The sequence below is a fragment of the Mesorhizobium sp. M0208 genome, assembly GCF_040322015.1.
Lineage (GTDB): Bacteria > Pseudomonadota > Alphaproteobacteria > Rhizobiales > Rhizobiaceae > Mesorhizobium.
This window is the reverse complement of record NZ_JAMYSP010000007.1, coordinates 149,905-172,000: the sequence shown is the minus strand read 5'-3', so window position 1 is coordinate 172,000 and position 22,096 is coordinate 149,905. Positions and strand designations below refer to the sequence as shown.

General features: G+C 63.6%; 19 protein-coding genes and 1 pseudogene. 8 read left to right on the top strand and 12 right to left on the bottom strand.

From position 1 onward, the window contains the following. The first annotated feature begins 75 nt into the window (after nt 1–75). Nucleotides 76–537: an iron-responsive transcriptional regulator RirA gene (rirA, locus tag NKJ17_RS10275; RefSeq protein ID WP_352477664.1), complete on the top strand. Its 462-nt coding sequence runs from the start codon at nt 76–78 to the stop codon at nt 535–537. A 13-nt stretch (nt 538–550) separates the two neighbouring features. On the opposite strand, the gene NKJ17_RS10270 is transcribed toward rirA, so the two are convergent. The 5 genes from NKJ17_RS10270 to hemP form a co-directional block, all read right to left on the bottom strand. Beyond that, nucleotides 551–1,339 (bottom strand): heme ABC transporter ATP-binding protein, encoded by a 789-nt coding sequence (locus NKJ17_RS10270; RefSeq protein WP_352505796.1) that lies wholly within the window; start codon nt 1,337–1,339, stop codon nt 551–553. 157 nt (nt 1,340–1,496) lie between these two features. Next, nucleotides 1,497–2,594 (bottom strand): FecCD family ABC transporter permease, encoded by a 1,098-nt coding sequence (locus NKJ17_RS10265; RefSeq protein WP_352505795.1) that lies wholly within the window; start codon nt 2,592–2,594, stop codon nt 1,497–1,499. 5 nt (nt 2,595–2,599) lie between these two features. Beyond that, nucleotides 2,600–3,508 carry a heme/hemin ABC transporter substrate-binding protein gene (locus tag NKJ17_RS10260; RefSeq protein ID WP_352505794.1) on the bottom strand — a complete coding sequence of 303 codons (909 nt, stop codon included), beginning with the start codon at nt 3,506–3,508 and terminating at the stop codon, nt 2,600–2,602. 12 nt (nt 3,509–3,520) lie between these two features. Continuing rightward, nucleotides 3,521–4,579, bottom strand: coding sequence for a hemin-degrading factor (locus tag NKJ17_RS10255; protein ID WP_352688203.1), 1,059 nt, complete (start codon nt 4,577–4,579; stop codon nt 3,521–3,523). A gap of 9 nt (nt 4,580–4,588) precedes the next feature. Then, a complete protein-coding gene (gene hemP / locus NKJ17_RS10250) occupies nt 4,589–4,795 on the bottom strand; it encodes a hemin uptake protein HemP (protein WP_352477658.1) in 207 nt (68 codons plus the stop codon). A gap of 287 nt (nt 4,796–5,082) precedes the next feature. On the opposite strand from hemP, the gene NKJ17_RS10245 reads away from it, so the two are divergent. Genes NKJ17_RS10245 through NKJ17_RS10235 form a run of 3 tightly spaced genes read left to right on the top strand, consistent with a single transcriptional unit; the run spans nt 5,083 to nt 9,011 of the window. Next, nucleotides 5,083–7,230 (top strand): TonB-dependent hemoglobin/transferrin/lactoferrin family receptor, encoded by a 2,148-nt coding sequence (locus NKJ17_RS10245; protein ID WP_352688201.1) that lies wholly within the window; start codon nt 5,083–5,085, stop codon nt 7,228–7,230. Nucleotides 7,231–7,235: 5 nt separating this feature from the next. Then, entirely contained in the window at nt 7,236–7,667 is a 432-nt protein-coding gene (locus tag NKJ17_RS10240) for a hypothetical protein (RefSeq protein WP_352505792.1), read from the top strand. A gap of 36 nt (nt 7,668–7,703) precedes the next feature. Then, entirely contained in the window at nt 7,704–9,011 is a 1,308-nt protein-coding gene (locus NKJ17_RS10235) for an energy transducer TonB family protein (RefSeq protein ID WP_352688199.1), read from the top strand. A gap of 195 nt (nt 9,012–9,206) precedes the next feature. On the opposite strand, the gene putA is transcribed toward NKJ17_RS10235, so the two are convergent. Continuing rightward, a complete protein-coding gene (gene putA / locus NKJ17_RS10230) occupies nt 9,207–12,818 on the bottom strand; it encodes a bifunctional proline dehydrogenase/L-glutamate gamma-semialdehyde dehydrogenase PutA (RefSeq protein ID WP_352505790.1) in 3,612 nt (1,203 codons plus the stop codon). Between the two features lie 163 nt (nt 12,819–12,981). On the opposite strand from putA, the gene NKJ17_RS10225 reads away from it, so the two are divergent. Next, a complete protein-coding gene (locus tag NKJ17_RS10225; protein ID WP_023676441.1) occupies nt 12,982–13,434 on the top strand; it encodes an Lrp/AsnC family transcriptional regulator in 453 nt (150 codons plus the stop codon). Between the two features lie 76 nt (nt 13,435–13,510). On the opposite strand, the gene NKJ17_RS10220 is transcribed toward NKJ17_RS10225, so the two are convergent. Together NKJ17_RS10220 and NKJ17_RS10215 are read right to left on the bottom strand one after the other, a co-directional pair. Then, nucleotides 13,511–14,710: a cytochrome-c peroxidase gene (locus NKJ17_RS10220; protein ID WP_352505789.1), complete on the bottom strand. Its 1,200-nt coding sequence runs from the start codon at nt 14,708–14,710 to the stop codon at nt 13,511–13,513. 7 nt (nt 14,711–14,717) lie between these two features. Further along, nucleotides 14,718–15,164: a FixH family protein gene (locus NKJ17_RS10215; RefSeq protein WP_352451991.1), complete on the bottom strand. Its 447-nt coding sequence runs from the start codon at nt 15,162–15,164 to the stop codon at nt 14,718–14,720. A gap of 157 nt (nt 15,165–15,321) precedes the next feature. On the opposite strand from NKJ17_RS10215, the gene NKJ17_RS10210 reads away from it, so the two are divergent. Beyond that, nucleotides 15,322–16,251: a sugar kinase gene (locus NKJ17_RS10210; protein ID WP_352505788.1), complete on the top strand. Its 930-nt coding sequence runs from the start codon at nt 15,322–15,324 to the stop codon at nt 16,249–16,251. Here the strand turns inward: NKJ17_RS10210 and NKJ17_RS10205 are convergent. The 3 genes and pseudogenes from NKJ17_RS10205 to NKJ17_RS10195 all read right to left on the bottom strand — a co-directional run bounded on the left by NKJ17_RS10205 (nt 16,244) and on the right by NKJ17_RS10195 (nt 19,099). Then, a pseudogene (locus NKJ17_RS10205) lies at nt 16,244–17,244 on the bottom strand (NADP-dependent oxidoreductase). The gene NKJ17_RS10210 and the pseudogene NKJ17_RS10205 sit on opposite strands and share 8 nt — an antisense overlap. A gap of 5 nt (nt 17,245–17,249) precedes the next feature. After that, the gene (locus NKJ17_RS10200) at nt 17,250–18,197 is read right to left on the bottom strand and encodes an alpha/beta fold hydrolase (protein WP_352688198.1); all 948 of its coding nucleotides are present in this window, start codon (nt 18,195–18,197) and stop codon (nt 17,250–17,252) included. 86 nt (nt 18,198–18,283) lie between these two features. Then, nucleotides 18,284–19,099, bottom strand: a complete 816-nt coding sequence (locus NKJ17_RS10195; RefSeq protein ID WP_352451958.1) for an oxidoreductase — start codon at nt 19,097–19,099, stop codon at nt 18,284–18,286. 107 nt (nt 19,100–19,206) lie between these two features. Here NKJ17_RS10195 and NKJ17_RS10190 point away from each other — a divergent pair, with 107 nt between their 5' ends. Beyond that, nucleotides 19,207–19,791: a TetR/AcrR family transcriptional regulator gene (locus NKJ17_RS10190; RefSeq protein ID WP_352451959.1), complete on the top strand. Its 585-nt coding sequence runs from the start codon at nt 19,207–19,209 to the stop codon at nt 19,789–19,791. Between the two features lie 12 nt (nt 19,792–19,803). On the opposite strand, the gene NKJ17_RS10185 is transcribed toward NKJ17_RS10190, so the two are convergent. Beyond that, nucleotides 19,804–20,853 carry a LacI family DNA-binding transcriptional regulator gene (locus NKJ17_RS10185; RefSeq protein ID WP_352451960.1) on the bottom strand — a complete coding sequence of 350 codons (1,050 nt, stop codon included), beginning with the start codon at nt 20,851–20,853 and terminating at the stop codon, nt 19,804–19,806. A gap of 145 nt (nt 20,854–20,998) precedes the next feature. Here NKJ17_RS10185 and NKJ17_RS10180 point away from each other — a divergent pair, with 145 nt between their 5' ends. Next, the gene (locus NKJ17_RS10180; protein WP_023676450.1) at nt 20,999–22,039 is read left to right on the top strand and encodes an ABC transporter substrate-binding protein; all 1,041 of its coding nucleotides are present in this window, start codon (nt 20,999–21,001) and stop codon (nt 22,037–22,039) included. Nucleotides 22,040–22,096 lie beyond the last annotated feature (57 nt).

Sequence of the window (22,096 nt, the reverse complement as noted above, 5' to 3'; positions counted from 1 at the left end):
ATTATGCAGCGCCAGTCTGGAATTGTTCCAAACTATAGGCCATATTGACGCCAACCACTGCTATGTGAGGACACGATGCGGCTTACCCGTCAGACAAACTACGCCATGCGCATTCTGATGTATTGCGCCGCCAACACCGAACGGTTGAGCCGCATCCCCGAGATCGCCGCCGCCTATTCGGTATCGGAACTTTTCCTGTTCAAGATCCTGCAGCCGCTGGTCGAGCACGGGCTGATCGAAACGGTGCGCGGCAGGAATGGCGGCGTCAGGCTCGGCCGTGCGGCCGAATCAATCAGCCTGTTCGATGTCGTGCGGGTGACTGAGGAAAGCTTTGCCATGGCCGAGTGCTTCGAGAACGATGCCGCCGAATGCCCGCTGGTCGACAGCTGCGCCTTGAATTCGGCATTGCGCGAAGCGCTCAACGCCTTCTTCGCGGTACTGTCGCGCTACACGATCGCCGATCTGGTGGCGGCGCGCCCGAATGTGCGGCACCTGCTCGGCATCGACATGCTGGTGCAAAGGGCGCCGGCCGCTTGAGTTCTCTGATTGCCTAAGCCGCCGATTGCGGCAGTACGAACGGCATGTTTGCCGCCGGCAACACGCCGACCTTCAGCCGGCAATCGAAGACCTTTTCGATCAGCTCGTCGCTGAGCACCTGTTGCGGCGAACCTTTAGCGGCAAGCCTGCCGTGATGCATGACCAAAATCCGGTCGGCATACATCGCCGTCAAATTGAGGTCGTGCAGGATGGCGACCACGCCGCCGCCGCGTCTGGCGAAATCGCGAGCGATGTCCATGATGATTAGCTGGTGCTTGATGTCGAGGCTGGACACCGGCTCGTCGAGGAACAGATAGCGCGGCTTGCCGTCGAGCACCGGCGCCCAGACCTGGCACAGAACGCGGGCAAGCTGCACGCGCTGCTGTTCGCCGCCGGATAGCTCCTGGTAGAAGCGGCCGGCAAAACCCTCGAGGTCGACGCGAGCCAGCGCCCGTTCGGGCAGGCGCTGGTCCTCGCCGGGCAAGGCGCCGGAGCGCCCGCCGACCAGGCCTAGCCTGACGATCTCGCGCACGGTGAACGGGAAGGACAGCGTCGTCGCCTGCGGCAGCACTGCACGGACCGTCGCCGCCTCGACCGGCTTCATCGCCGATAGATTGCGGCCGTTGACGGTGACCTCTCCCGAATAGCCAAGATCGCCGGACATTGCTCTGAGGAAGGTCGTCTTGCCCGAACCGTTGGGGCCGACAATGGCCGCGATTTCGCCCGGCCGCGCCTCGAAATCGACATTGGCGACAATGCGCTTGCCGCCGATCGCCACCGAGACATCGCGCGCTTCGATCATAAAAACCCTCTTAGAGACTGTTTCGAAATTCGCTCTGGCGAGTCATATGGTGGTGGTTTCGAGAACCGGAGCGGAGCGGACATTTGGGTCCGTGAGCACCGGAAGCGCAGAAAAACGCCATCAGATGGCCGCCAGAGTAGAGTTTCCAAACAGTCTCTCACAGGTCGATGACGCCGCGCTTACGCAGCAGTATCCACAGGAAGAACGGTGCGCCGGCGACCGCGGTGACGATGCCGATCGGCAATTCGGCCGGGGCGACGATGGTGCGGGCGACGGCGTCGGCCAAAAGCAGCAGCGCCGCACCAAGCAGTGCCGATGCAGGCAGCAGATAGCGGTTGTCCGGGCCAATCAGCAAACGCAGCAAATGCGGTACGACGATACCGACGAAGCCGATGCCGCCGCTGACCGCGACGGAGGCGCCGACCGCTGCCGAGACGCCGATGATGGCGGTGTATTTCAGCCGCTGCACCGGGATGCCGAGATGGCCGGCGGTGGCCTCGCCAAGCGCCAGCGCGTTGAGGCCGCGCGCCAGGAACGGCATTGCCGCCAGCGCCAGCACGATGACCGGCCCGACCGAGCCGATCTTCTGCCAGGTTGCGCCGCCCAGCGAACCGAGCTGCCAGAAGGTCAGGTCGCGCAATTGCCGGTCGTCGGCCATGAAGATCAGGATGCCGGTCAGCGCCATGGCAAGCGCCGCCAGCGCGATGCCGGCGAGCAGCATGGTGGCGACCGAGGTCCGGCCTTGTCGTGTCGCGACCCGATAGAGCAGCAATGTCGTCGCCAGCCCGCCGCAGAACGCAGCCAGCGGCAGAGCCAGCGTGCCGAGCGCCGAAGTTAGCGGCGCCAGCATGGTCGAACCAAGCACGATGACGGCGACCGCACCGAGGCTCGATCCAGCCGAAACGCCGATCAGGCCGGGGTCGGCCAGCGGATTGCGGAACAACCCCTGCATGACGGCACCGGAGACGGCAAGCGATGCACCGATCAGCACGCCCAGAATGATGCGCGGCAGACGGATGTCATGGATGATCAGGCGGTCGCGGGCGCTCAACGCCGCGTCGCCGGGCAACGCGCCGAACAGCCAGTTGTGCATGACACCGATGGCCGAGGCATCGGACGCGCCGGAGGTCAGCGACAACAGCACGGCGATAACCAGCCCGACGCAGAGTAGCACGATGACGAGGCAGGCACGCCGCGAACGGTCACCTGCCGTCGCCATGATGCCCGTCGCACCGGCGATCGAATGATCGGCCATCGCGCTCAATCCGCGACCTGGCTGCCATAGAGCGAGACGGCGAGATCATGGATGGCGTCGGCCGTGCGCGGGCCGAAGCCGAGCAGATAGCCGCCGTCCATGCGGATCAGCTTGCGGGCGGCACCCGCCGGCGTCGAAGCCACGGCAGGGTTCGAAAACAATTCGTCATCCGCGGTGGCCGGCCCGGCATTGTTCATCATCAGGATCACGTCGGGCCTGGCGGTGATGACTGCCTCGTCCGACAATTGCTTGTAGCCGGCAAAGCCATCGATGGCGTTGATGCCGCCCGACAGCTTGATGATGCCGTCGGCGGCGGTGTCGCTGCCGGCGGCAAGCAGCCTGCCGCCCTGGATCGACAGCACGAACAGGATGCGCTTGCGCTCCTTGATCGAGGCGGTCTGCTTTTCAGCTGCCTTCAGCTTGGCGTCTGTCTGGGCCGCCAGCGCATCGGCCTTGGCCTCGGTGCCGAGCGCCTTGCCGACGATGTGGATCTTTTCGAGAATGCCTTGATTATCATAGCGCTCGGGCACCTCGATGAACGGTATGCTTGATTTCTTCAAGACGTCGACGGCTTCCTTCGGTCCGCTGCCGTGCAGGGCCAATATGCCCGACGGATTGACCGACAGCACACCCTCCGGCGAAAGCTGGCGCATGTAGCCGACATCAGGCAGCTTGAGCGCCGCCTCGGGGTAACGGCTGGTCGAATCGCGGGCAACCAGCCGATCCTGCTCGCCGAGCGCGTAGACGATCTCGGTGATCGAGCCACCAATAGCCACGATCCTCGAGCGACCGGCGAAAGTCGCGATGCCCTCGGCGGCTTGAGCCGTCATCAGCGTGGCGAATGCCAAGAAAACGGCGGCCGCAGGACCAAGCGCCGGCCTGGAGACCGATGCCAGCCTGGAGACAAGAACCATCGTCGTTTTTCCTCAGGCTGCGGTCGGGCTTGGGATACGCGGCAGGTTTTCGGCCAGAAAGCGCCAGTCTTCGCGCTCGCTTTCGCCTTCGTGCCGCTTCCCGAAGAACTGGATGATCATCTTGCCGTCGGCGCCATAGACTTCCAGCGACGTGACATGGCCGTCCTTGGTCGGCTTGCGCACGGCCCAGACCTCATCGATGTGGTCGGTCCGCAGGTGCAGATGGAAGGTCTCGTCGAGCACGTTGAGCCATGGTCCCATCGGCTTGATCGAGGCGACGGGGCCGGAATGGATCTGGATGCAGCCGCGATTGCCGACAAAGCACATGATCGGAATGGCGCCGGCAGCGGCGTGGTTGAACATGGCGTTCACTACATCCTTGTCCACCAGCCAGGCGTAGTCCTGGCCGACCATGCGCACCGCCTGTCGGCGGTTGATCTTCAGTGTCTTCAGCATGCCGAAGAACTGGTGCACGTCGGTCAACTGGCTCCAGCGGTTGCGCAGATCGTCGACGCTCGCCGAATTGTCCGCAGTCTCGGTCTCGTCAGCCGTGCCCGCTGAAATCGCCACCGTCGGCTCCTGGTTCGGCGATTCCAGCCCGGCCACCAGTTTCTGATAGGCGTAGAGGTTGGAGGCTGGCCTGAGATGCACCTTGTGTACCGCCTCGCCTGCGGTGTCGAAGAACTGCAGGCTGCGGCGGATGTCGGCGCCATCGCGCTTTTCCACGGCAAAGCCGTGCGCCCAGACTTTCGGGAAGATGCGCAGGTCGATGTTTTCGCCGAGCACCATGGCATTGTGATTGCCGGTGACGACCTTGTCGTAGACGCCAATCTTCTCGTGCACCGCGCTTTCGTTGCGGGTCAGCGCCATCACCTCACCGACAGCTTCGAGGCCAGTCAAGAGGTCGTTGACACGCGGCTCGACGCGCACGACCCCGTCGCCGCAATGCGCGGCGACCAGTTCGGCCTCCGAAATCCTCAGCTGGGCGGCGAGCTCACGCTCGCGCATCTTCGGATTGTCTGCCCGTGCCCGCCGGATCTCGTGCGGGGCGGGTTTTACGCGCTGGTCCATTTCTACCACCTACTTGTTGAGGATGAGCTTGCCCTGCCGGGTGATCTTCAGCCGATACAGCGCACCATGATGCTCGATGCCGATCTCGTGCTCACCCTGGAACAGCGTGTTGCTGGACAGCGTTCTCACGGCCGATTGGACCCGGTCGAAACGGATGGAATTTTCGTCGGAACGGCGGACGCGATAGCGAAAGTCGCTGGGATTGTGCGTGTTCATTGGTTCGATCCCTTTCCTGTGCCGGGCATCTGGCTCGGCGCCTGCGTGAATGCCGATTCAATTCTTGACTTGAATGGTCATGTTATCTAGCAGTGCAATACCGGAGTAAATTAGTCAACATTTAAGGCGCCGGACGCGATGAAAAATGCCAGCGAGCCCCAAGCCAGCCAGCATCGAACATGGATTCTTGGAGTTGCAGCATGGGGTTGGCGAATTGGGGACGGCCGGCGGGCAGCGGCCTGGCACACTGGTCGACGGCAAGAAAAATGGGTTCTATGGCAAGCAAAATGGCCGCGTTGCTGGCCGGCGCGGCGGCGATCCCGCTGCTCGCCACACCGGCCGGCGCCCAGCAGGCCGCCCAACCGGCAACCGGCCAGCAACGGACTGACCCGTCACAACAGCCCGAACAGGCAAAGCCGGCTCCGACGGGTACCACGCTGCTCGACAAGATCCTGATCCTCAGCCGCACCGGCGAGACGGCGATCGAATCGCTTGCGTCAGCCAGCCATGTCGACGAGGAACAGCTCGAGCGCCGCATGGCGACGACGCCCAACGAAATGCTGTTCGGTGTGCCGGGTGTCGCCGTCCAGGCCGACGCAAGGCGTGTCAGCTCCAGCATCAACATCCGCGGCCTGCAGGATTTCGGCCGCGTCTCCGTCATCGTCGACGGCGCCCGTCAGAATTTCCAGCGCTCGGATCATGGCACGCAATCGACCTTCTACATCGATCCCGAATTAATCAAATCCGTTGACGTGATCCGCGGCCCGGTCGCCAACACCTATGGCTCCGGGGCGATCGGCGGCGTCGTTTTTTTTGACACCAAGGATGCGCAGGATTTCCTCAGGTCGGACGAGACCTGGGCAGCAGCAGCGACCGGGCGCTACGAAACCAACGGCGAAGGCTGGACCACCAGCGCCAGCGGTGCCTATCGGATCAACGAGAATTGGGACGTGCTCGGCAACATCGTCTACCGCGATTATGACGACTACAGGCATGGCGGCGGCGACACTGTAGCGGGCACCGGCTTCGATGTCTTGAGCGGGCTGCTCAAGACGACCATCCGCCCCAGCGACAACAGCGAGCTGAAGCTCGGCTGGATCGGCTCGAACGACCGATGGACCGAAACCAGCGGCAGTGCGCCGGTGAACGACGCCGACCTGAAGGCGAATACCTTCACGGCCCGCTACAACATCACCGACGAAGACAAGAGCTGGCTCGATCTCCACATCAACGCGTCTTACAACAAGACCAAGCTCGATCTGACGACCCTTGTCGCGCAAAACCGGTTTGATCCGGTCACCGGTCTTCCGATCATCCTGCCAGCGGGTTCGATGTCGACATTCGATATCGGAACTTCCGGCATCGACATCTGGAACACGTCGAGATTCGAGACCGTTGGAATCGCGCATGAGCTGTCCTATGGCGGCGACTGGGTCGGCGACGATGTCGAGACAGGCGGCGCGGCGGGCGGCGACAGTTTCTACACGCCTTCGGGCGATAGAAACGTCTCCGGCGCTTACGTTCAGGACAAGCTCACCTGGCACTGGCTCGAGGTCATCGCCGGGCTGCGTTACGACAGCTACAAGCTCGACAGCGATGTCGGCGAAACCTCTGGCAACCGGCTGTCGCCACGCATCACAGTGGGCGTTTCGCCCTTCGAAACCGCCGGCCTTTCCGGGCTGCAATTCTACGGCACCTATGCGGAAGGCTACCGTTCTCCGTCGCTGTCGGAGACGCTGATCAGCGGCAATCATCCGTCAGGCGTCAGCTTCCCGTTTCTCCCCAATCCGAATTTGAAGCCTGAAATCGGCAAGACGGTGGAGTTTGGCGTCAATTACAGCACCAATGGCGTCATCGAGGCTGATGACGCGCTGCGGCTGAAGGCGGCCTATTTCAACAACAACGTCGATGACTACATCGACGGCGTGACGTTGTCGCCGTTCGACCCGACCAGCGGCTGCCCATTCGGTCCGGACATCCCGATCTGCTTCCAGTACCAGAATTTCGCCAAGGCCAGGATTCACGGCTTCGAGATGGAGGGCGTCTATGACGCAGCCTGGGGTTTTGCCGGGCTGTCGGCGTCGGTCACCGACGGCCACACCATCTCCTATGAAGGCGAACGGGCGGACCTTGTCACGGTCCCCTCCTCCCAGGTCACCGGGCAACTCGGGTTTCGCTTCCTCGAGGACAGGCTGACCATCGGCGGCGAGGTGCAATACAACGGCAAGCCGCAGGGCAACGCGGTGGCCAAGGACTATACGCTGGTCAATGCCTTCGCCAGCTACCAGGCGACCGACAATTTCAAGGTCGATTTTCGCGCCGACAATCTGTTCGACGTCAAATACGTCAACCCGCTGAACGCATCGACGACGAGCGTCGTCTACGAGCCCGGCGTCACCCTGAAGCTGGCGGCGACCATGAGGTTTGGAGGCTGACGACAATGACAGGCATGACGGCATCCCTTCGTCTGTTCGCCGCGGTGCTGGCAATATCGCTTGCGGCGGCTCCGGCATGGACACAGCAGCCAGCGCCGGCGCTGAACCTAGAACTGAACGGCGCGCAACCATCCGACAAGGGCTGCCGCCTGACCTTCGTGGTCACCAACAATCTCGGTGCCGATCTGTCCAAGGCGGCATTCGAGATCGCGCTGTTTAACGAAGTCGGTGTCGTCGATCGGCTGACCGTGCTCGATTTCAAGGAGCTGCCGGCAGGCAAGACCAAGGTGACGCGTTTCGACCTTGCCGGCACCGATTGCGGCAAGCTCAGCCGCGTGTTGATCAACAGCGCCACGGAATGCGCCGGCGCCGAGCCGAATGCCTGCATGCGCGGGCTGAACACGCAGACCAGGACCGGCATCGCCTTCGGGGTCTGAATTTTGGGACTGGAACCCGCCTTCGCACGAAACGCCGTGGCGTGGCCGCTAGCCGGTTTCCTGGCGCCGGAGCCGGACGATCCGGATTTCGCCATCCCGCGCGAGGCGCTGCGTGTTTCGCTGCGCGACAGACCGGAAGACAGTTATATCGTCGATGCCGACGGCAACTTGCCTACGGTGCCTGTGGAGCCAATGCGGCAGGCACGACAGAAGCAGCGGCGCCGCAACTGGACAGTGGCGATCGCCTGCTCTTGCGCACTCCACGCAGCCGTGGCGCTGGCTTTTCTCACGCTGCCGGACGACCGGCCAAGGATCGAAGGTGCCGACCAGCAAGGCGAAATGCTGCTCGGCGCCGACCCGCAGCAGGCAGCCGGCGATGCCGCAGACGACCCGGAAGTGGCCAACGTAACGATGGTGACCATGCTCGACGCCAAGCCCGTCGAAACGGTCGAGGCACAGGCGACCGCGGCGGAGGAGACGCTCCAGCCGGTCACTGACGCGGCCGAAGCTTCCGGAACAGAAGTGGTCGAGCCGGTCAGCGAGGCCGCCACGGAAGCTGCTGCGCCTGCCGATCGCACCGATCCCGCACCTGCCCAACCCGTCCACCCTGCCCGCCAGGACCCATCGCCCGACATTCTTACGACCCACAGGCTGGTGCCTGCCGACGACAATGCCGTGCCGCCGCCAGTCAGCGCAGCCGAAACGGCCGAGCCGGCCGAGACAAACGCGCCGGCACCAGCCGACCCGGCGCCAGCCGAAACAGTTCAGACGACCGAGACTGTCGGCGCGGCGGAAGAACCGAAGCCGGACAGGCCGAAGCCCAGGCAGGCCGAGCCGAAGAAGAAGGCAACCGCGCAGAAAAAGCCGGCCGGGAAAGCCGAACCAGATGAGCCTGAAAAGCCGATCACGCGCGACAAGGCGAGCAAGGCACTTGCCAAGGCCGACACCAAGAAGGGAAAGACCGGTTCCGGCGGCCGCGACGAAACGGATGTCGCGCGCGGCGCGGCCGACGGCAAGAAGGACGGCAAGATCCTGACCGCCAGCAGGGGCGGCAAATCAGGCGTCGGCAATGCGACCGTCACCAACTATCCCGGCAAGATCAGGTCTAAGCTGGTGCGGGCGTTCAATTCGACACGCACGCGCGCCACCGGCACGGCTACCGTCGCCTTTACCGTCGCATCGAATGGCAGCGTCCGGTCGGCCAGGCTGACGGGCAGTTCGGGTGTTGCCGCGCTGGACAAAGCCGCACTCGACGCAGTCCGCCGGGCTTCTCCGTTTCCTCCCATTCCGGAAGGAGCCGGTCGCTCGGCTTGGCAGTTCGAGGTGCCGCTCGGTATCAGGTAACTATCGCTCTCAGCCACCAAAGCCGGCGCCGCCCCTCAACCCGCTGCCGGGACCTTCTCCCGTAAAGAACGGGAAGAAGGGGCGTGGACGCAACGCTGGGCGACCCCTCTCCCCGTTCTTCAGGGGAGAGAGTAAGGGTGAGGGGAAACCTGAAGCGATTTACACGGCCCGCGATACGCGAACCCTGGCGAAACCCTACGCAGCGGCCAGCAGGCTGGCATTGCCGCCCGCTGCCGTGGTGTCGACGCAGACGGCGCGCTCGTGCGCATAGGCGGCCGGATAATAGACTTCGCTGACCAGCGGCACGATCGGGCCGGCGCGCTCGGCGATGACCTTGCGCACGATGCGCGCGGCCTCGGGCGTGCCGGAAAAGGCCACGACATCGACCCGCAGCGAGCGCGCTTCGACCGGGTCCGGCCGGCCGTCGATCGCCGCCAGCGGCAGGCCCTTGCCGGTCAGCGCTGATAGCGCCGCCGGCGCGCCGGGCGCGACGGCGAGCACCGCGTTGCCGGCGGCCAGCGCCTGGATCGTCTGAGCAAGCAGCGTATCCGCGTCGGGACCGAGGCACAGCACGCGCCCGCGCGGCGACAGCGACAGCGTGTTGGCCTCGCCGGTCGGCCCGGGCAGGTCGACCTGGCCGAAATCGATGGCGGCGGCAGCGCCGATGGCCGCGGCACCCTTACCGCGTAGATGTTTCCTCAGGATGGCAACGCGATCCGGACGCGTCGACCAGCCGCCAAACGCCGGGTCCGGCAGATTGTCGGCGAGCTCGGTCGCCGTCACCTTGCGGCCTTCGGCAAGATGGGTGCCGGCCTCCGGCCCCTTGCGGAAGCGCCGGAGATAATGCGGGCCGCCAGCCTTCGGCCCGGTGCCGGAAAGCCCCTCGCCGCCAAACGGCTGCGCGCCGACGACGGCGCCGATCTGGTTGCGGTTGACGTAGATGTTGCCGGCATTGATGCCGTCGACGAAATGCTGGGCGCGGCCTTCGATGCGGGTGTGCAGGCCGAAGGTCAGGCCATAGCCCTTGCGGTTGATCGCCGCGATCACCGCATCGATCTCGTCGGCATCGAAGGTGGCGACATGCAGCACCGGCCCGAACACCTCGCGCTCCAGCTCCTCGATGCCCTTGACCCGAAAGACGTGCGGCGCAACGAAGCGGCCATCCTTCGGTGCTTCGAGTTTGGCGATCAGCCGGCCCTGCAGGCCCATTTTGGTGCAGTAGTCGCGGATCGACGCTTGCGCCTCGTCGTCGATGACCGGGCCGACATCGGTCGATACCCGCCAGGGGTCGCCGAGGCTGAGCGCTTCCATCGCGCCTTTCAGCATCTCCAGCATCTTCTTCTCGACGTCCTTCTGCACGTAGAGAATGCGCAATGCCGAGCAGCGCTGGCCGGCACTCTGGAAGGCGGAGGCCAGGATGTCGCGCACCGCCTGTTCGGGCAGCGCAGTGGAATCGACGATCATGGCGTTCAGGCCGCCGGTCTCGGCGATCAGCATGGCATCGGGCGCAGCGGTCTCGGCGAGTTGCTTTTCGATCAGCTTGGCGACCTCCGTCGAGCCGGTGAAGCAGACGCCGGCAATGCGCGGGTCAGCGGTCAGCGGGCCGCCGACCGAGGGGCCGTCGCCGGGCAGAAGCTGGATGACGCCTTCCGGCACGCCGGCCTCGCGCAGCAGCTGGACGGCGCGAAAAGCGATCAGCGGCGTCTGTTCGGCAGGCTTGGCGATAACGGAATTACCGGTGACGAGTGCTGCCGCAATCTGTCCGGTGAAGATGGCGAGCGGAAAATTCCACGGCGAGATGCAGGCGATGGCGCCGCGCGCCTCGGTTCCCGCCTCGGCATTTCCGGCCTCGGCCGCATAATAGCGCAGGAAATCGACCGCCTCGCGCACCTCGGCAACGCCGTCGGCGAGCGACTTGCCGGCCTCGCGGGCGGCGAGTGCAAAGAACTCGACGGCGTTCGCTTCGTAGAGATCGGCCGCCCGGTTGAGGATGGCGGCGCGCTCGGCAACCGGGCGTCTTGCCCACGCCGGTTGTGCCTCGACGGCGATGCGCACGGCGGTCTCGACCTGCTTGGCGCCGGCCTCGCTGACCGTGCCGACCACTTCCGAAGGTTTTGCCGGATTGACGACCGGACGCTGCTTGCCGTAGCCGGCAGCGCGGCTGACCGGCTTGGCGTGCCAGCGCTCCGGCCCGGCGAACTCGGCCCTCGCCTTGTCGATCGCAGCCAGCGTCAGCGTGTCGGTGATATCGAAACCCTTGGAGTTGCGCCGGCCGGGACCGAAGATCGCCGACGGCGGCACGATCGCCGGATTGGCGGCGGGGCCTTGTTTCTCCACCGTCTCGAGTGGGTCGCGGGCAATGTCCTCGGGCTCGACCTCCTCGTCGGTGAGCTGGTGGACAAAGGAGGAATTGGCGCCGTTCTCCAGCAGCCGGCGGACCAGATAGGCAAGCAGGTCGGAATGGGCGCCGACCGGCGCATAGATGCGGCAGCGCGTGCCTTCGGCTTTGCGCACCGTCTCGTGCAGAGCTTCGCCCATGCCGTGCAGCCGCTGGAATTCGAATGTATCGCGGTCCGTCGTCATCGACAGGATGGCGGCGACGGTGTGGGCGTTGTGGGTGGCGAATTGCGGATAGATGCGATCGGTCATCGCCAACAGCTTCTTCGCGCAAGCCAGGTAGGAGACGTCGGTGTTAGCCTTGCGGGTAAAGACCGGATAGCCGTCGAGCCCGAGCGTCTGCGCCCGCTTTATTTCGGTGTCCCAATAGGCGCCCTTGACCAGCCGCACCATGATGCTGCGGTCATATTTCCTCGCCAGTTCGTAGAGCCAGTCGATAACGAACGCGGCGCGTGGGCCATAGGCCTGCACGACGACGCCAAAACCGTTCCAGCCGGCAAGCTCCGGCTCGGCCAGCACCCGCTCGATGACGTCCAGCGACAAATCGAGGCGGTCGGCTTCCTCGGCGTCGATGTTGAGGCCCATGCGCGAGTGGCGCGCCGCCAGCGCCAGCGAGAACAGCCGCTCGGCCATGACGGGCAGCATCTTTTCCTTCTGCGTGACTTCATAGCGCGGATGCAGCGCCGACAGTTTGACCGAGATGCCGTGGTTCTGGCGGATGTCGGGGCCGTTGGCGCCGGCATCGAGCGACGAGATGGCGTCGGCATAGGCCTTGAGATAGCGCAAGGCATCGGCCTCGGTGCGGGCCGCCTCGCCCAGCATGTCGAACGAATAGAGATAGCCCTTCTGCGTCATCGGCCGGCCGCGCCTGACCGCCTCGGCAATGGTGCGGCCGAGCACGAACTGCTCGCCCATCTCGCGCATCGCCGCCGCCACCGCCTTGCGGATGACCGGCTCGCCCAACCGGCGCACCATGGCGCGCAGCGTGCCTTCGATGCCGCCCTCGCCTTCGTCGAGCACGCGGCCGGTCAGCATCAGCGCCCAGGTAGACGCGTTGATGAAGATCGAGCTCGAGCCGCCCGCATGCGCCGACCAGTCGTGCGGCGCGATCTTGTCGGCGATGAGATCGTCCATCGTCTCGGTGTCGGGCACCCGCAGCAGCGCCTCGGCCAGGCACATCAGCGCCACGCCCTCCTTGGTCGAGAGGCCGTAGGCGGACAGGAAGACTTCCATCAGCCGCGGATCGGACGAGCCGCGCACTGCCCGCACCAGATCGGCGGCGCGGGCCGAGATCGCCTTTCGGTCTTTCCCCGAAAGCCCCGTCGCCTCGGCCAGCCGCTTCACAGCCTCGTCTTCGTCAGGCAGGTAATTGGCACGGATCTGCTGGCGGATGGCATCGAGCGCTGGCATGACGGTCCTGTAGAGCAAGCATCAGGGAGCGGGCCGGCGGTCGCCGGACCGAATGGCGCAAAGCTAGCACAAAGCCCGATCGCAGTCGGTCCAAAGAAATCGACAGCGCAGGTCGATTGATCTATCATGGCGGCTGATGCCCGCCATTTTGACCAGAATTTCAATGACAGAAGACCAATTGGACCGCATTGACAGGAACATCCTGTCGGCGCTGGGCAGCAACGGCCGGCTTTCCATGTCGGAACTCGCGGCAAAAGTCGGCCTGTCGAAGACGCCGGTGCAGGCGCGGGTCAAGCGGCTGGAAAAGGATGGCTTTATCAGGGGCTACCAGGCGATCATCGATCGCGAGCGCATGGGCGAAGGTCATGTCGCCTTCGTGCAGGTGAAACTTTCCGACACCCGCTCGGCCGCGCTCGACGCCTTCAACCGCGCCGTGCAGGCGGTGCCGGAGATCGAGCAGTGCCACATGATGGCGTCGAGCTTCGACTATCTGCTGAAGGTCCGCACCACCGACATCGCCGCCTACCGCCGCGTGCTCGGCGAGCGCATCTCCGCCCTGCCGCACGTTGCCCAGACCTCGACGTTTGTCGCGATGGAGACAGTGAAGGATCGGTAGGAGAGCGCTGTTGCGGTAATGTTGGCGGAGTGAAGGACTTAGAAAGCCGATCGCTACAGAGCGGGCTGAGCCACCCTCACTCCGCCAGTGTCTTCAAAAACGCCACCAGCGCCGCGCGCTCGCGGTCCGAAAGCTGCAGCGGGTGGACCTCTGACACACCCTCGACACTTGCCGGCGCCTTCGAATAATGCGCCACCACCTCGTCCAGCGAGGAAAACTGCCCGGCATGCATGTAGGGCGGACGGGTGGCGGCACCGCGCAGCGACGGCGTCTTGTAGGCGCGGACGAGTTCCGGCCCGGTCTTGACCATGAAGCGCAGTTCGCGGCAGGCGCTGGCATCGCCGTCGCGAAAGGCGCCGAAACAGTTGAACGGATCGGCCTCGACCTGCGCCACCGCGTCGACGCGCCCGCGATCCGGCGGCAGGCCCGCGACCGGCGGCACGCCGGTGTTGTGGAAGCTGCCGTCGGTAAAACGCGGGCCATTGTGGCAGGTCACGCAATTGGCCTTGCCGATGAACAGCTTTAGGCCGAGGATTTCCTCCGGCGAAAAGGCGGCGTCGCCTTTCGGCTCGGCGCCCGCAGCCAGGTCGATGGCAAAGCGGTCGAAGCGTGTCTGCGGCGGCGCGATCGAGCTCTCGAAGGCGGCGATCGCCTTGCCGATGTTGGCAAAGACGCGGTTGACCTCCTCGGCTTGGCTGGCGGGCATGGCGTTCCAGGCCGCCTTCTCGGCATCGGTGCCGAGCGGGCCGGCATTGGCCGGCACGCCCGAAAGGTCCGGCAGCGGCCCGAAGATGCGCTCGTAGCGCTCGCCGAAGCGGGCCTTGATGTAATGCGCGAAGGCGGCGCGGCTGCCGGCCTGCTCCAGCGGATTTTCGAGCGGTGTCAGCGCTTGCGCCCACAGGCTGTCGCGCCGCCCGTCCCAGAAGAACCAGGGATCATGCACGACGCCGGCCAGCGGCATGGTACGACGGTTGGTGCGGCCGACGCCGACCGCTTGCGGCAGGTCGTCCTGGAACTGCCGGTCGATCTTGTGGCAGGTCGAGCACGATACCGTGCCGTCGCCGCTCATCCCGGTGTCGAAAAACAGCGTCGAGCCGAGTGCCGCGGCGGCCGGCACATCGGCGAAGCGATTGGTGGTATCGGGCTTCAGCGGCGGCAGCTTGGATAGCGCCAGCGAGGCGATGGTCTGCTTTTCGGCATCGGAAAACTCCGGTCTGCCGCAGCCGGCAAGTACGGCCACCACCGCCAACGCGAGAAGACTGGGAAACCGGCTCATCAGTGGCTCACAGCACCACATTGAAGACGACAGTGTCCGAACCGGCCGCAGCGGAAATGGCAAAATGCAATTGCCACCACCCGCTCATCGTGAATTTCACGCCGTCGATGCGATAGCGCCCCGCGCCGAGGTAATCGGTCGCCTGCGGGCTGGTCGGCAGACCGTGCTTGTGCTGCGGCATGCCGCCGGAAATCGTTATCGCAGCACCTTCCACCGGCGCACCCTCGACGGTTTTGAGCGTCAGCAGCCAGGATTCCAGTTCGCCCTGCCGGATGACGCCTTTCTCGGGCTCGAAAGTCGCCGCGAACAGCTTGTTCGCCGTCGTCTTGGAACGGCCGACATCCGAGCTTGGTTGCGGCGCATGCGGCGCCGTCAGATAGACGATTGCCAGCACGCCGGCGAGCAAGGCAGCCAGGCCGAGGCCCCCAAGAAGATAACGCCATAACGATGCCAAACCCATTCCTGTTCTGCGGATAACGTTTCGCTGGGCAGATCGCGTCCCACGCCCCTGTGGGAAATCGCGCCCAGTGTAAGAATCCGCCGTCGCCAAGCATGGCGCTGCCGGCTGCAAAAAGCTACAGCACCGCAATTGCAGGACGGAGGAGTGCTTCATGGCAGGAAACGGCATCGCCTCGATCGGCGAGTGCATGCTCGAGCTTTCGGGCCAGGCCGGGCCGAACTGGCGCATGGGCTTTGCCGGCGATACGTTCAACACTTTGTGGGCGCTGCATGCCTTGAGCGGCGAGCGGCCGGCGACCTATGTGTCGGCCTTCGGCGACGACCCGTTCTCACGCGACCAGATCAAGTTCCTGGCCGAGAACGGCATCGGCATCGGCGCCAGCCCGGTGATAGCGGGCGCCCGCCCCGGCCTCTATGCGATCACGCTGACCGGCGCCGAACGTTCTTTCACCTATTGGCGGGCCGATGCGGCCGCAAGGCAGTTGGCTTCGGACCCAGCCGCTTTGCAGAAAAGCCTTGAAAATCAGGCGCTTGTCTATTTTTCCGGAATCACTTTGGCAATCCTCGACGAGGCTCCACGCAAGGTACTGCTGACGGCCGTGGCCACGGCGCGCGCGGCCGGCTCGCTGATTGCCTTCGATCCCAATTACCGGCCGCGGCTGTGGCGCCGGCGCGAGGACGCGCAGGCCGCGATCCTCGAGGCACTCGCCGTCGCCGACATCGCGCTCCCGACCTTTCCCGACGAGCAGATGCTGTTTGGTGATACGACACCGCAGAAAACAGCCGAACGGCTGCGAAAGCTGGCCGGCGAAGTCGTCGTCAAGAACGGTGAGGAACCGGCGCTGATCGCGCAAAACGGAACCTTGCAATCGGTTCCGGCGGTGCATGTCGCCGCGCCGGTCGACACCACCGGCGCCGGCGACTCCTTCAACGGCGCCTACCTCGCAGCCCGCCTTGCCGGCCATGCCCCGGCAGAGGCGGTGCTGCGCGCCCATCGCGTCGCCGCCGCCGTCGTGCAGGTGCGCGGCGCCCTGGCGCCGTTCGAGACGCTCAAGGCTGCGTTCGAGGCAACTGCTATCTGACCTTGATGACGACCTTGCCCTTGGCGCGTCCTGTTTCGACATAGGCCAAGGCGTCATTGGTCGCTTCGAATGGAAAGACCCGATCCACAACCGGGCGGATCGCGCCGGCTTCGATGAGAGCGGTGATTTTGCTCAGCTGATCGCCCTGCGCCCACATGAAAAGGAACGAAAACTGCACACCACGGCGCTTGGCTTTGGCCCGAATTCCGCGACTCAGGAAGCGCAGCACCAGCCTCAGCATCAAGTTCAGTCCCTTTTCCCTGGCAAATTCGGCATCCAGTGGACCGGAGATGGAGATGAGCTTGCCACCCGGTTTCAGCACGCTCAGGGATTCTTCCAGTGTCTTGGCGTCCTGGCTGTTCAAGACGACATCGTAGCCCGACAGAACTTTCTCGAAGTCGTCTTTCCTGTAGTCGACGACGACATCGGGGCCGAGACTTTTGACCAGATCGGCACTCGCCGCGCTCGCGGTTGTCGCAACGGTCGCGCCGAGGTGCTTGGCCAACTGAATAGCAAATGTCCCGACGCCGCCGGAACCAGCCTGAATGAAGACCTTCTGCCCCTTCTTCAGGTTTGCCCGTTCGATTAGCGTCTGCCAGGCGGTGAGACCGACCAGGGGAATCGACGCCGCCTCTTCCATACTGAGATTCTCGGGCTTCAAGGCTACGTCGGCCTCATTCACGGCAATGAATTCGGCGAATGTCCAATCCGGCCGTCGCGCGGCCGCGCATAGACCTCGTCGCCGGCCTTGAACTTGCTGACTTTCGATCCCACGCGGATAACCTTCCCAGCCACGTCGTGGCCCAGGATGAAGGGCCGGCGATAGGGCAGGATGAGCTTGAATTCTCCGGTTTTGACCTTGGAATCGAGCAGGTTCACCCCTGCGGCATGGACCTCGACCAAGACATCGCTGTCCTGGAGCTCCGGCTCCGGCATTTCGGCCAGCCGCAGGGTGCCCTTTTTATTATACTTATCGACAACGAATGCCTTCATGGCAGTTACTTTCTAAGAATGTCTGTTGCTGTTCGGGACGAAACAAGCCGAACGTTTTCAGCTGCATGGCCGCCCTGCGGCAAGGCCTCAGCCTCGAGGAAGGACAGCGCCTTCGGGACAAAATCGGCGTAGTTCTGAAATACCCCGCCATGCCCGGCATCCGGGTAGATGACCAGATGCGCCCCAGGGATACGCCCGGCGAGATCGTAGGCATTGCTGCTCGGCACCATCCTGTCCTGGTCGCCATTCGCAACCAAAGTGGGAATGCGGATGGTGCTCAGGTCTCGTGGCGCCTGGAGTCCGTAGGCCTTGATCGCCTTGAGTTGCGCGCCGAACGCGCTCAGCGATATCGCCTTGTCCCGGTTGTTCCGGCGCTCCTTCAGCCGTTCCAGAAATGCGTTTGCGGCGCGGCGCCCATTCGGCGTTCTTGTGAAGAAGAGATAGTACTTCGGATCCCGAAAAGTCAGCGCGCCCTTGATCATGTCCACGATCGTCAGCGGCGTCACCTTGTCGATGCCTTGCCCACCGGCCGGCCCCGTGCCAGCCAGGATGAGTTTGCGCACAAGCTTGGGCTCGGTCAGCACAATCTCTTGCGCCACGAAGCCGCCGAGTGAAAAGCCGAAGAGATCGACTTCTTCGAACCCCAGCGCCCGGACAAAGGCGATTGCATCCCGCGCCATGCCGGAAATGGTCGACGGAGTTTTGCCACCCGAAGCACCGATGCCGCGATTGTCGAAGGCAATTACCCGCCGGGTCGCAGCGAGGCCATCGACGATGCGCGGATCAAAATTGTCCAGCTGAGCAGCCAGATGGTTGAGCAGGATCACCGGCACGCCCGCCCTGGGCCCGAGTTCCCTGTAAGCAAAGGCTGTGCCGCCGACATCGATCGAGAGCGTTGGCGCGTCCTGGAACAACGCCGGTGAACGCGGCGACCGATTGGATCTATGTGTCATGCTTGGCGCCTCCGTTTCGTAGGGCCTGGCCAAATGTGTCGTAGTTGCTAGTCGCATGTGCGTGAAATCCTCTGGCTCGCCGTTGTTCAGACCGGCAGTCGGAACTGTTTGCGCAGGCTCTTGTCGAAAATCCCCGCGGGGGCAAAGCGGCGCAGCAGGCTGACCTGGCGCGCTGCGTTGCCAGCGGTATAGCGCCGTCGCGGGCGGGCATCGGTCGCTGCCTTGACAACCACATCCGCCACCACTTCCGGCCGATCGGCTTTGGGCATCACATCGCCCAGCAGCGCCTTGAGCCCGGCTCGAGCCCGATCGTATTCCTTCAACAGCGAATCCGGCTCGATGCCGTTCTGGTCGAAGACGGTGCGGACGAATGCCGGCTCGATGACGGAAACGCGGACGTTGAAGGCGCGCACCTCGTGGTCGAGCGATTCCGAATAGCCTTCGAGCGCGTGCTTGACCGCCGAGTAATGAGCTGAGTATGGCGCGGGTACCAGTCCCAGAATGGAGCCGATATTGATGATGCGCCCTTCGCCGCGCCGCCGCATCGACGGCAACACCGCATTGGTCATTCGCATGACGCCGAACAGATTGACGTCGAACAGGGCTTGTACCTGGGCGACCGAGGATTCCTCGGCGCCTCCTAGCAGACCGACACCGGCATTGTTGACCAGGAGGTCGATCCGGCCGGTCTGCGCGAGCACGGTGGCAACGAGCGCATTGACGGCCGCATCATCGGTCACGTCGCATGCCAGCATGGTCACTCCGCCCGGACCATTACTGGTCTTGCGGCGACTTGTCCCGAAGACAGTGAAACCCGCCCGCGCCAAGGCCTCGGCGCTGGCGCGGCCGATGCCGGAGGAGGCTCCGGTCACGATTGCGGTTTTTTCAGAATTCCCATTCATTTTTGATATTCCAGGTTCGAGAGGTCTAGCTTATTTCCACAAATTGAATTATGGTCGTAATATCAGATTATGAGCATAATGCAATAGCAGGACAGGAAAGAAAGACCATGCGCTACGAAAAGGGCCGAAAAGACGCGTCACGCAGCCGGATCATGGAGGTCGCCGCCGAACGTTTTCGATCTGACGGCATCGCGGCGTCCGGGCTGGCAACCATCATGAGCGACGCCGGGCTGACGAACGGCGCCTTCTATCCGCACTTCCAGTCGAAGGCGGAGCTCGTCCGTGAAAGCGTGGCGGCGGCCTTGGACGCGCAGTCGCATGAAGTGCAGGAAGCATTGGCCGCCGGCGGTCCGGAAATGGCCATAGAGACGTATCTATCGGCCGAGCACCGGGACAATCCTGGAAAGGGTTGCGCTTCGGCCGCGTTGTTGCCGGAAATCGCGCGGCAGCCGCCTGAAACGCGAGCCCTCTATGCCGAGCGCGCTCAATCCCTGGTGCGCCAGATAGCTGAAGCTCTGCCGCAGACGAACGATCCCGAGGGCGCTGCGTTGGGCATGTTTGCAACGCTCATCGGCGCGCTTCAACTCGCGCGCGCCGTGGAAGGAACGGAATTGTCGGATCGTATCCTAGCGGCGGGAGCAGCTGCCGCAAAGGCGCTGATCCGGCCGGTTCAAGACGAGGTGGCCTCCTGATGGCAGCCCGGATTATTCGGCCGGCTCGAATCTGCCTTGCACCAAGACTGTCTCCACCGGCCCAAGCGGATTGATGATCCGGCTAACCAGGACTTCGATAAGTTTGCGTCCAACACCCGCCATATCCACGGAATGAACTCCGATCTTTGCCGGCAGGAAGCGTGCCAGCCGCGTGCTGTCACGGGTGACGATGTGGACGTCGCGGCCTGGTGTAAGATCCCGCTTGCCGAGAGCGTGCAACGCTCCCAGAAGGCCCAGTTCGTTGGCGCACGCCAAGCCCGTTGGCGGATCTGATGACGCCAGCAAGCGATCGAACCAGCCTGCGCTCGATTCCATGGTGAACATGCCATGACCGATCAGCGATTGGTCGATCGGAATACCGGCCTCGGCCATTGCCCTTCCATACCCGGCAAGACGCATAGCACTCGTCTGGTCCTCCGGAACGAGAAGTTGCAGCGCAATGCGTCGACAGCCCTTATCCATGAGCCGCCGGGTCGCCTCGTAGGCAATCTGTTCATTATCGACATCGACATAAGGATACGCGATATCCAGGTCGGTTCTTCCAAACGCAACGAACGGCATGCGTTTATCCAGCAGCAGCTTGACGCGCGGATCAGCCGACACCAGGCGCGTGATGATCAGGCCGTCTGCGCTGTGCGCCTGAAGCTGCCGCTGCACACTCTCAACGGGATCGTCGTCGGGAGTGGTGGAATAGATGGACAGACTATAACCGGCTTGCCGCGCCGCCAGCGTCATGCCTTCGATTAAAGGAAGCTTCAACAGATCGGACAGATGGTCTCGTGTTTCCATCGGGAGTACGGCCGTCAGCGTCTGCGTTCGACCGGTTTTGAGCGCGCGACCATGATGATTTGGTAAATAGCCGACCCGCTTAGCCGCCTCCTTGACGCGGGCTATGGTCGAGGGCTGCACTTCCGGTCCATCTTTCAGAGCGCGGGAAACCGTGGTCACCGAGAGCGAAAGTTCCGCGGCGATCTGCTTTAGATTGGCCATTGTTCGCCCGACTTCATTTGCGAAAGCGCCGGCTGATTTGCTGACCGCCATAACGTTACCGAATTCGACATCCCGGTCAATCGAACTCCCGTAGGAAGCAGCTTGACTCCAGTGCATTGAGATGCAATCGTAACGTTACGATTACAAAATAATGGCTCTTTTGAGCGATGTTTGATAAAGTTGGGGAGGAGAACCTATGTCCTGGCTACGCATTTCCTTAACAGCATTCGCAATCTCGGCTGCCCTGCCCGTTCATGCGCAGACGGTCACCATCACGACCGCAGGTGGGGATTATGGTAACGCCATGAAGGAGGCCATGTGGGGCCCGGCTGCAAAAGAGCTTGGCTATGATGTCCGCGAGGAGACCCTAAGCGACGGCCTGGCCGCCTTGAAGATGCAGGTCACCTCGGGTGCGGTCACGACCGACGTCATTCACCTGGGTTCGCCGGAAGGTGCCCAGGCGGCCGCACAATCGCTGCTGGAGCCGCTCGACTACAAGATCATCGATCCGAAATCCGTGCCGGAGGGTGCGAAGTCCGACTACTGCTATCCGTTTGACTCCTATGGCACCGTCATGTCGTGGAACACCAAGACCTATGGCGAGAACCCGCCGAAGACGTGGGCGGAATTCTGGGATGTTGCCAAATTTTCTGGCCGTCGCGCGTTGCGCGCCAATGCGCAAGACTCGATCGAGATCGCGCTTCTCTCCGATGGCGTGGCACCGGCGGACGTCTATTCCGTGCTCAGCACCCCGGAAGGGCTAGAGCGCGCCATCAAGCGGCTTGAAGCGATCAAACCAGATGTCGCCGTGTGGTGGACCTCGGGCGCCCAGTCCGCGCAGTTGCTGAAAGACGGTGAGGCGGATTTGGTCATTACCTGGAACGGACGCGCCCAAACCGTGAAAGCAGATGGCGGCGCGGCTGACTACACGTTCAAGGGTTCGGTCATCGGCACGGACTGTCTTGGGGTGCCGAAGGGAGCGCCGAACAAGGAAGCCGCGATGAAGCTCATCGCAGCGATGACGCAGCCCGCGCGGGTTGCCAAGCTGACCGATTTCATTGCCTACGGCCCAGTCAATCCTGCGGCATATGAGGGTGGCCTTATTCCCGAGGACCGTCTGAAGACCCTAGCGACCGCGCCTGAAAATGCTGGCACTTCGGTGTTTTCCAATTCAGAATGGTGGGTCAAGAATGGCGAGGCTGCCCAAAGAGCCTTCGATGAAATGATGGCTCGCTGACTCTCAGCTCTGACGCATGTCGCGCAAAAATGTGCAGCGCGCGACAACGACATGCAT

Excerpts from the sequence above, each read along its gene's own strand:
- NKJ17_RS10190 (WP_352451959.1), top strand. The coding sequence starts at position 19,207 with ATGCGCTACGAAAAGGGCCGAAAAGACGCGTCACGCAGCCGGATCATG.
- NKJ17_RS10255 (WP_352688203.1), bottom strand. The coding sequence starts at position 4,579 with ATGGACCAGCGCGTAAAACCCGCCCCGCACGAGATCCGGCGGGCACGG.
- NKJ17_RS10220 (WP_352505789.1), bottom strand. The coding sequence starts at position 14,710 with ATGAGCCGGTTTCCCAGTCTTCTCGCGTTGGCGGTGGTGGCCGTACTT.
- rirA (WP_352477664.1), top strand. The coding sequence starts at position 76 with ATGCGGCTTACCCGTCAGACAAACTACGCCATGCGCATTCTGATGTAT.
- NKJ17_RS10265 (WP_352505795.1), bottom strand. The coding sequence starts at position 2,594 with ATGGCCGATCATTCGATCGCCGGTGCGACGGGCATCATGGCGACGGCA.
- hemP (WP_352477658.1), bottom strand. The coding sequence starts at position 4,795 with ATGAACACGCACAATCCCAGCGACTTTCGCTATCGCGTCCGCCGTTCC.
- NKJ17_RS10185 (WP_352451960.1), bottom strand. The coding sequence starts at position 20,853 with ATGGCGGTCAGCAAATCAGCCGGCGCTTTCGCAAATGAAGTCGGGCGA.
- NKJ17_RS10200 (WP_352688198.1), bottom strand. The coding sequence starts at position 18,197 with ATGACACATAGATCCAATCGGTCGCCGCGTTCACCGGCGTTGTTCCAG.
- NKJ17_RS10210 (WP_352505788.1), top strand. The coding sequence starts at position 15,322 with ATGGCAGGAAACGGCATCGCCTCGATCGGCGAGTGCATGCTCGAGCTT.
- NKJ17_RS10180 (WP_023676450.1), top strand. The coding sequence starts at position 20,999 with ATGTCCTGGCTACGCATTTCCTTAACAGCATTCGCAATCTCGGCTGCC.
- NKJ17_RS10225 (WP_023676441.1), top strand. The coding sequence starts at position 12,982 with ATGACAGAAGACCAATTGGACCGCATTGACAGGAACATCCTGTCGGCG.
- NKJ17_RS10240 (WP_352505792.1), top strand. The coding sequence starts at position 7,236 with ATGACAGGCATGACGGCATCCCTTCGTCTGTTCGCCGCGGTGCTGGCA.
- NKJ17_RS10260 (WP_352505794.1), bottom strand. The coding sequence starts at position 3,508 with ATGGTTCTTGTCTCCAGGCTGGCATCGGTCTCCAGGCCGGCGCTTGGT.
- NKJ17_RS10270 (WP_352505796.1), bottom strand. The coding sequence starts at position 1,339 with ATGATCGAAGCGCGCGATGTCTCGGTGGCGATCGGCGGCAAGCGCATT.
- NKJ17_RS10195 (WP_352451958.1), bottom strand. The coding sequence starts at position 19,099 with ATGAATGGGAATTCTGAAAAAACCGCAATCGTGACCGGAGCCTCCTCC.
- putA (WP_352505790.1), bottom strand. The coding sequence starts at position 12,818 with ATGCCAGCGCTCGATGCCATCCGCCAGCAGATCCGTGCCAATTACCTG.
- NKJ17_RS10245 (WP_352688201.1), top strand. The coding sequence starts at position 5,083 with ATGGCCGCGTTGCTGGCCGGCGCGGCGGCGATCCCGCTGCTCGCCACA.